The following is a 1,687-nucleotide window of genomic DNA, read 5'->3' on the forward strand; positions in this document are numbered from 1 at the left end:
CTGATGCGCATGGACCACGGCGGCGGCCGGACCGGCGCCCCCGGCGCCCGGGTGCTGCGCGCCCTGGAGGAAGCCGGGACCATCCTGGTGGCCGACTACGGCCGGGGCGCCGTCGCCGCCGTACGCTCCGCCGTGCAGCGGGCCGCCCAGCGCGCCCCGGTGCTGTGGGACCCGCACCCGCAGGGATCCCGGCCCATCCCCGGGCTGCGCATGGTCACCCCCAACGAACGCGAGGCCCGCTGGTTCCTGCGGCGGCACGGCGCGGACCGGTCCGGCTCGGTGGAGGACGCGGACGACTCGCTGCGCGCCCACGCCCGGCGCGGCGCGCTGCTGGCCGAACGCTGGCAGTGCGCCTCCGTCGCGGTGACCCTCGGCGCCCGGGGCGCCGTCCTCACCCGCCCCCGGTGCGACGACCCGCTCTACATCCCGGTGGTGTCGCGCGGCGACGGCGACCCGTGCGGCGCCGGCGACTGCTTCGCCGCGACGGCGGCGGCCGTCCTGGCCGACGGCGGACTGCCGCCCGAAGCGGCCGGCGCCGCGACCGAGGCCGCCGCCTCCTTCGTCGCCTCCGGCGGCACCGGCGAGCACGCCATCTGGCACACCGGCAGAAACCCCTCGGTGCGCGGCCCGTCCGGCCCGCGCCCGGACAAGCCGCACCGGCTGGAGGACATCCTGGCCCTGGCGAACGCGGTGCGCTCGCGCGGCGGCACGGTCGTCGCGGCCGGCGGCTGCTTCGACCTGCTGCACGCCGGACACGTCCAGTTCCTGGAGAACGCGCGCCGCACCGGCGACCTGCTCATCGTGTGCGTCAACTCCGACGCCTCCGTCCGCCGCCTCAAGGGCCCCGGCCGGCCGCTCAACGCCGCCGCCGACCGGATACGGGTGCTGGCCGGACTCGCCTGCGTGGACGCGGTCGCCGAATTCGGCGAGGACACCCCGCAGGCCCTCCTCCAGCGGCTGCGGCCGGACATCTGGGTCAAGGGCGGCGACTACAGCGTGCGCGACCTGCCCGAGGCCGGGCAACTGCGGGAATGGAACGGCCAGACCCTCGTCCTGCCCTACCTGGAAGGGCGCTCCACCACGGACCTGGCCCGCCGGGCGGCCGGCTCCCGGACGTGAGCCCGCAGCCGGAACGCATCGTCGTCCTGCGCGCCCTCGGCCTCGGCGATCTGCTCACGGCGGTCCCGGCACTGCGCGCCCTGCGGCGCACCCACCCGGCCGCCCGGCTGCTGCTGGCCGCGCCCCCCGGGCTGGCCGGCGCCGTCGCGGCCACCGGCGCCGTGGACGGGCTCGTCCCCGCCCGGGCCCCCGGCCGCGCGGTCCCGCCCGCGATCCCCTGGCACGGCCCGGCCCCCGCCCTCGCCGTGGACCTGCACGGCTGCGGACCGCAGAGCCTGCGACCCCTGGCCGCGCTCGGCCCGCGCCGCCTCATCGGCTACGCCGGCGCGGCCGCCCCCGAGTGGCGGCCCGCCGAGCACGAACGCGAACGCTGGTGCCGGCTGCTGCGCGGCCACGGCATGAACGCCGACCCGGCGGACCTCGCCATCACCCCGCCGGCCGCCCCCAGCCCCGCGCCCGGCGCCGTCCTCGTCCACCCGGGCGCCGAGGCGGCGGCCCGGCGCTGGCCCGCCGAGCGGTTCGCCGCCGTGGCCGCCGCGCTGGCCCCGCGCCCGTGGGTGGTGAGCGC

The 1,687-nt window shown here is 79.7% G+C and carries 2 protein-coding genes; both read left to right on the forward strand.

Annotation, left to right across the window (positions count from 1 at the left end; all coding sequences use genetic code 11):
- On the forward strand, positions 1–1,119 hold a 1,119-nt coding region (locus tag ACFV5N_RS27670), incomplete at its 5' end, for a PfkB family carbohydrate kinase (RefSeq protein WP_385605238.1).
- Positions 1,116–1,687 (forward strand): glycosyltransferase family 9 protein (locus ACFV5N_RS27675; RefSeq protein ID WP_385605241.1); only part of this gene is annotated, 572 nt, incomplete at its 3' end. The genes ACFV5N_RS27670 and ACFV5N_RS27675, both read left to right, overlap by 4 nt.

The organism is Streptomyces sp. NPDC059853 (genome assembly GCF_042731495.1).
Taxonomy (GTDB): Bacteria; Actinomycetota; Actinomycetes; order Streptomycetales; family Streptomycetaceae; genus Streptomyces.